8 protein-coding genes are annotated in these 6,000 nt (G+C 67.7%); 2 read left to right on the top strand and 6 right to left on the bottom strand.

What is annotated here, in order from left to right:
* Nucleotides 1–58: 58 nt before the first annotated feature.
* From UK12_RS26170 to UK12_RS26190, 4 genes are all read right to left on the bottom strand, one after another.
* Nucleotides 59–784, bottom strand: a complete 726-nt coding sequence (locus UK12_RS26170) for a 7-carboxy-7-deazaguanine synthase QueE (RefSeq protein ID WP_082119956.1) — start codon at nt 782–784, stop codon at nt 59–61.
* Nucleotides 781–1,176, bottom strand: a complete 396-nt coding sequence (locus UK12_RS26175; RefSeq protein WP_082119957.1) for a 6-pyruvoyl trahydropterin synthase family protein — start codon at nt 1,174–1,176, stop codon at nt 781–783. The genes UK12_RS26170 and UK12_RS26175 overlap by 4 nt, the downstream gene beginning before the upstream one ends.
* Complete coding sequence (gene queC / locus UK12_RS26180; protein ID WP_231591392.1) at nt 1,173–1,850, bottom strand: 7-cyano-7-deazaguanine synthase QueC; 678 nt, start codon at nt 1,848–1,850, stop codon at nt 1,173–1,175. Before queC ends, UK12_RS26175 begins: the two co-directional genes overlap by 4 nt.
* 632 nt (nt 1,851–2,482) lie before the next feature.
* Nucleotides 2,483–2,758: a hypothetical protein gene (locus UK12_RS26190; RefSeq protein WP_045305611.1), complete on the bottom strand. Its 276-nt coding sequence runs from the start codon at nt 2,756–2,758 to the stop codon at nt 2,483–2,485.
* 691 nt (nt 2,759–3,449) lie between these two features.
* Between UK12_RS26190 and UK12_RS26195 the strand changes: the two genes are divergently transcribed.
* Both UK12_RS26195 and UK12_RS26200 read left to right on the top strand, forming a co-directional pair.
* A complete protein-coding gene (locus tag UK12_RS26195; RefSeq protein WP_045305612.1) occupies nt 3,450–4,199 on the top strand; it encodes a helix-turn-helix domain-containing protein in 750 nt (249 codons plus the stop codon).
* Nucleotides 4,196–4,666: an NUDIX hydrolase gene (locus tag UK12_RS26200; RefSeq protein WP_045305613.1), complete on the top strand. Its 471-nt coding sequence runs from the start codon at nt 4,196–4,198 to the stop codon at nt 4,664–4,666. Before UK12_RS26195 ends, UK12_RS26200 begins: the two co-directional genes overlap by 4 nt.
* Here the strand turns inward: UK12_RS26200 and UK12_RS38455 are convergent.
* Both UK12_RS38455 and UK12_RS26210 read right to left on the bottom strand, forming a co-directional pair.
* On the bottom strand, nt 4,627–5,205 hold the full coding sequence (locus tag UK12_RS38455) for an HD domain-containing protein (protein WP_082119958.1): 579 nt from the start codon (nt 5,203–5,205) through the stop codon (nt 4,627–4,629). The two genes, UK12_RS26200 and UK12_RS38455, sit on opposite strands and share 40 nt — an antisense overlap.
* Before the next feature lie 111 nt (nt 5,206–5,316).
* Nucleotides 5,317–6,000, bottom strand: a 684-nt coding sequence (locus UK12_RS26210; RefSeq protein WP_045305615.1) for a cytochrome P450, incomplete at its 5' end; no start/stop codon positions are given.

Consider the following 6,000-nt stretch of genomic DNA (forward strand, 5'->3'; position numbering starts at 1 on the left):
CAACACGCGCGGCCTCGGGGAATCGGAACAACCGCGCCACTCAGGCCCTTTGCTGATCTCAGCGACCACGCTGGGCCTCCCAGATCAGGATGTGGAGGCGAGTGCTGAGATTCCAGCCGTACTCCAGCACCGCGTCCGCCAGTTTTCGCATGCCGGCGAGCACCGTGGCGCTGCTCGTCCCCTCGGGCATCACCCACACATCGGTGAGCGAGAACTCATCGACCAGAGCGGCGACTTCGTTAAGCTCGCTCTCGTCCTGCACCACGAACTTGAAGCGTGCCTTGCCGCACGACGCCAGAGCCCGCAGAGCCTGGTTATTGATCCGCCTGTCGCCCGGCGCTGCGAAATCGGCCAGCTTCGGCGACACGTTGAACGCCTCCACCAGGGACACGAGTTCGGGCAGCGGGACGATCGTGCCGTTTGTCTCGACCTCGATTCGGTGCCCCGGCAGCAGCCTGGCCAGGCCGACCAACTGGTCCTGCTGGAGCAGCGGCTCGCCGCCGGTGAGGACGATCCGAGCCAGCGGCCGGCTCGTCACCCAGGCCGCGAGGTCCTCGACGCTGTGGCGGGTGGCGACTTCGCGGGGGTTGTACCGCGACCAGTCCCACGTCTCCGGTGTGTCGCAGCCGGGGCAGTGGAGGTTGCACCGCGACAGCCGGATGAACAGCGCCTGCTGCCCCACGCTCGGCCCCTCGCCCTGGAACGTCGGACCGAAGCTCTCCGCGACGAGCAGCCCCCGACCGGGGCCAGCTTCGACACGCCGGGTCTCGATGGCCGCGCTCACCGCTCGGCCAGCTCGAACTCGGCCCAGCTGCTCGCCGTCTCCGAGACCCGCACTGCGGCGAGGCGGCCGGGCAACGACGGCTCGACGTGCTCGACGAACCACCCGGCCAGGTGAGCGGCGAGGTTCTCCGAGGTCGGCACGACCGGCAGCACCTCGTTCAGGACGGTGTGGTCCAGCGTCTCGTCGATCATCCGCTTCACGGGCGCGAGCTCGCCGAAGTCAGTCACGAACCCGGGGGCGGTCAGATGATCGGCGGTGAGCACGAACTCGACCTCGTAGGAGTGGCCGTGCATCTGCGAGCACTGGTGCCCCTCGGGCAGGCCGGTCAGGAAGTGCGCGGCCTCGAACCGGTAGCGCTTCGCGATGCGGTGACGTCCCTGCAACGAGGTCATCGCGCCACCCCCGGCACGCTGGTGCTGTAGACGGTCGGGTCCACGACGCCCGCCACCTGGAAAGCCTCGCGCCTCTCCGCGCAGGTCCCGCACACGCCGCAGTGCACCTCGCCCCCCTTGTAACAGGACCACGTGTCCTCGAACGGCACCCCGACCTGGCGGCCGATCTCGACGATGCCGGCCTTGGTCAGGCCGATGAACGGCGCCAGCAGCTCGAAGCCCTCGGCGAGGAAGCCCTCGTTGCCCTCCCGCGTCACGGCAGCGAAGAGGTCGAAGAACGAGGTGCGGCAGTCCGGGTAGATCGCGTGGTCGCCGGAGTGCGCCCCGAAGGCCACGGCATCCGCTCCGGATGAGACCGCGGCTGCCACAGCGATGGACAGCATGATGGCGTTGCGGTTGGGCACCACCGTGCTGCGCATGCTCGCTTCGGAGTAATGGCCATCCGGGACCTGCACGCCCGGGTCGGTCAGCGCGGAGCCGGCCAGCAGCCGCCCCAGGTCGCTCAGGTCCACGACCTCGTGGTCGGCCCCGAGGTGGCCGGCGATGCGCTCCGCGTAGTGCAGTTCCTTGCGGTGGCGCTGCCCGTAGTCGAAGGAGAGCAACATCAACTGGCTGCCGCGGTCGGCCAGCCAGTAGGCGACGGTGGAGCTGTCCAGCCCACCGGAAGCGATCACGACCGCGCGATGCGGTGCTTGTCCAGTCATCTCCGTACTGCTTTCTCGTAGTCCTCCGGTTGCGGAGGGCGGAGTGAGTCCCTGCGCGGAGACCGCGCGGGCAATGGACTGCCATGAGCGACCAGCCGGAGCCAGACCCAGGTGGTCTGGTCTCCTACTGGAGCCGCCGAAGCAGTGCAGGGCGCGGCGGCAGGGCTGTTCGATGGATCAGGGGGTGGTTGTAGCGAGGACTTGCCCGCCGATGACGTTCGGCCGGCAGCTGTCGGCCAAGGATGCCGAGTACAGGAGCCGGGCCATCGCCGCCTCGACGCACGCGGCGCGAACCTTCAGCAGGCGAATCGCCGGAGCCCCTCCTCGGAGGAGGTCGGCCTCATGGAGCGAGCGCTCGCAGGACGCCAGGGCTTCGAAAACAAGACCGGCTCGCTGGGAGCCAGTCAGGGTGGACCGGACAGCAGCGAAGCCCTCGGACAGCTCGCCGGGCCCGGGGTCTACCAGTGGATCAGCCCGTGTCCACCAGCAGAGCTCGCCGTCGACGTACATCAAGGCGCGTTCGTACCCGAAGCGGGGCAGCCCGTTCTCGGTGACGGATACGTCCCATCTCAACGGCGCAGGCAGCGAAGTCACGGGAACCATCAGATTGCCGCCGGTACGGCCCCGGCAGCGGCGTCCCTGGACGCCCGCTCTCGGTCCTCGGCGAGCTTCAACCGGGCGTAGACCAGAACTGCAACCAGGCGCTCGGCGTCCTTGCCACTGCAACTTCCCAGGTAAACCTGCGTGTTGCCGTCCAGCTCGTGATCACCTCGAAGCCCCGGCAGTACCAGGGCGTGATCCCGAAGAGCCTCGTCCAATCGTGCTGCCAGTTTCGCGCCGCGAAGAAGTCCCGCGACCTCCGGGGTGAAGACGCTCACGTCGTAGGTTCCTTTCCGTTCTGCCGACCGATACAGCGCTGTAGGTATCCGCTTCGGTGGGCAGATGCGTGGGGGTGGGCCGTACCTAAGGCGAGGGCAAATCGGACGAACCCACCGTGAAGCTGGGGCTCTGCTCGGATCCCTGATCGCCGAGCTGTCCGTTGGCGATCCAGCCCAGGAGCAGGAGAGTGGCGATGTTGCCCAGGGCCCAGGCCGTCCCGAGCGCCGCGCCGACCGGGTCGCGGCGCTGACCACGGTGTCGGGCAGGTTTGTGAGGCGCCTCGTAGATCGACCGACCCGGCTTGGCCTGTTCGGCGTGGCGGGGGCCGACGAGCTGCCACGTCTGTTCGGCAGCGGGGTCCGTTGCTGCGGCGGGCAGTCCCCCGTGGGAGCTGGACCCAGCAGCGGCCTCGACTGATGGGCCCGCAGCTCTCCGAGGCGGCAGGTCCTCCAGAGAGTCGGTGACAGGCGCTGCCCTGATCCGAGCCAAAGCGCTCGTGTGCATGATGTCTCCCGCAGTAGGGCGGAACATGACCAGCTCAGGTGGCAAGTCGCGAGCGGTGAGCTGGCGGACCATCAGAATGCCTGCGAGTGAAGGGACATGATCAGGCCAGGGGTGGACATCTCAGGACGTCGTCAGTACGGTCCAGACGTCCGAGTACGTCCAAAGACGTCCCACCAGGGGAGTGCTGTGGCGAACGAGCGACTGCGATCGGCTCTTGTCAGTCGTGGTGTAACTGAAGAAGACCTGGCCGAGCACGTCGGCGTTGACGCCAGGACGGTGGAGCGCTGGGTCACCAAGGACCGCGAGCCCTACCGTAAGCACCGACAGGCCGCCTCTTCGTATCTGGGCTACGAGGAGGACTACCTCTGGCCCACTGCCAAACCTGAGGCCGAGCGCCTGGACGTGGCCGAGGCGGAGATCGTCCACGTCTACCCGCACAGATCTTCGGTCCCCCCGGACATGTGGCTGAGCTTCGCGGAGCGGGCGACCGCCGAACTGGGCGTGCTCGTCCACGCCGGAGTCCACCTCGCAGAGAACCCGCGCTGGCACCGCATTCTCGTGACGAAGGCGGCAGCCGGAGTCCGCATCCGGATGCTCCTCGGTGACCCGGACAGCCCCGAGGTTGCTCGCAGAGGAGAGGAGGAGGAGATCGGAGAAGGCGTTGCGTACAAGGTCCGCGAGGTGATGAAGCTGTACCGACCGCTATACGACGTCCCGGGCATCGAGTTCCGGGCTCACCGTTCCACGCTGCACAACTCCCTGTACCGCTCGGACGACGAACTGCTGGTGAACACCCAGATCTACGGGGTAAGTGCCCCCTTGACCCCAGTTCTGCATCTTCGTCGGGTGGCCGGGGCCCAGCTTGTGCTGAGCTACCTGGAAAGCTTCGACAAGGTCTGGGCCAAGGCCACCCCCCTACCAAGGCAGGCGACATGAGCCGCAAGGACTACTTCGATGACCCGAACGCGCCCAAGGCGCAAAGGATCGTGCCAGCCGTGACGGCGTTCGTTGTCAACGATCACGGCGACCTGCTCCTCGAGCGCCGGTCGGACAACGGTAAATGGGGCATGCCTGGCGGCACTTTGGAGATCGGCGAGAACCTTGCCAGCGCCGTCGTTCGTGAGGTCCGTGAGGAGACCGGCATCGACGTCGATGTCGTTGGCCTGGTCGGGACGTACAGCAATCCGGGGCACGTGATCGAGTTCTCCGACGGGGAGGTCCGCCAGGAGTTCTCCCTCTGCTTCCGCGCGCGACCTACGGGAGGGATCCTGCGCGCCAGCTCCGAGTCCTTCGAGGTCCGCTGGGTGCCGCGCGGTGAACTCGACGCCCTCGACATCGCTCCAACCACCCGGCTCCGCCTTGATCACGGGTTTCGTGCCGAAGCTGACCCGTTCATCGGCTGATCGGGGAACCGGGTCAGACGCCGCTCGATGCGCTCGGCCATCGCCAGCAGCGTCGGTCGAGCTGCGGAGACGGCCCGATGCACCACATGGTCGGGGCCGTACCGCTGAAGGACCTCGTCAAGACGCGGGCCGGCCTCGACCAAGCTGCCGTCGGGAGCACTGGTGAGGTCGCAGAAGGTGATCGCATCCAGCAAGGGTGGTGGCGGCGGGCGGAAGTCTGCGAGCGCATCCGCCAGGCCCAGCTCCTCTGCTTCCCAGGCGGAAGAGGAGTGATAGGCGACGAGAGAACAGATAGCGGCGTCGGTCCCAAGGCGGGCCAGGTAGCGGGCCCCGTCGATCATGTGTTGCCCGGTGTCGACCGCGGGTTCCGCGTATCCGATGTCGTGCAGGATCGCGCTAACGATCACCAGGTCGCCGTCCGAGCCGAGCATGGGCGCCAGACGTTGGGCTTGCTGTAGAACACGCTGGGAGTGCGCCCAGCGTTGTGGCTGGCCGGCCAGGAGGGCTTCCGCGGTGAGATATGCGAGGTTCAAGTGCATCGGCTCAGAGTAAGTGGCTGACGGTCAATAGAAATGCCCGTGGAGCAGGACGGATCACGCGTCCGTGTGAGCCACTTCGCGGCGCCTGATCAAGCGCATCCCGGGTTCGGGCTACGGCAGGACGGGCAATGCCTCAAGGCCCCGCATCAGCCGCGTGTGCCGCCATTGCAGCTCAGCACTGGGCACAGCTAGGCGAAGCCGGGGGAATCGGGTAACGATGCGCCGGAAGGCGATCTCACCCTCGGCGCGAGCGAGGGGCGCCCCGAGGCACCGGTGGATGCCGTGCCCGAAGACGAGGTGCCCCTTGGCGTCCCGCTCGAGGTCGAGTCGGTCCGGGTCGGGGAAGCGCGCCGGGTCGCGGTTCGCGGCGCCGGGCGCGATGAGTACCGGGGATCCTGCAGGAATCTCGGTGCCGCCGAGGCTGATGGCTTCGGTGGCGAACCGGAAGGTGGCCATGCTCACCGGGGAATCGAACCGGAGAAGCTCGTCCACGGCAGCGTCGACCAGGTCAGGCTCGTCGCGCAGGCGGTGCAACGAATCCGGCGTCCGCAGCAGGGCCAGGAGACCGTTGCCGATCAGGTTCGTGGTGGTCTCGTGCCCGGCCACCAAGATGAGTACAGCGAGGGAGACGAGCTCGTCCTCGCTGAGCCGGTCTTCGCCGTCGCGGGCACGGATCAAGTCGCTGAGCAGGCTGTCGTCGGGGGCGCGGCGCTTGGCCGTGATGAGGTCAGCCATGTAGCCGGCGACGGCATGCGAGGCCGCGTCGATCCGTGCGGGCTGGCCGGCCGCGAAGAG

Source organism: Saccharothrix sp. ST-888 (genome assembly GCF_000955975.1).
Taxonomy (GTDB): Bacteria; Actinomycetota; Actinomycetes; order Streptomycetales; family Streptomycetaceae; genus Kitasatospora.

Excerpts from the sequence above, each read along its gene's own strand:
- UK12_RS26175 (WP_082119957.1), bottom strand. The coding sequence starts at position 1,176 with ATGACCTCGTTGCAGGGACGTCACCGCATCGCGAAGCGCTACCGGTTC.
- UK12_RS26200 (WP_045305613.1), top strand. The coding sequence starts at position 4,196 with ATGAGCCGCAAGGACTACTTCGATGACCCGAACGCGCCCAAGGCGCAA.
- UK12_RS38455 (WP_082119958.1), bottom strand. The coding sequence starts at position 5,205 with ATGCACTTGAACCTCGCATATCTCACCGCGGAAGCCCTCCTGGCCGGC.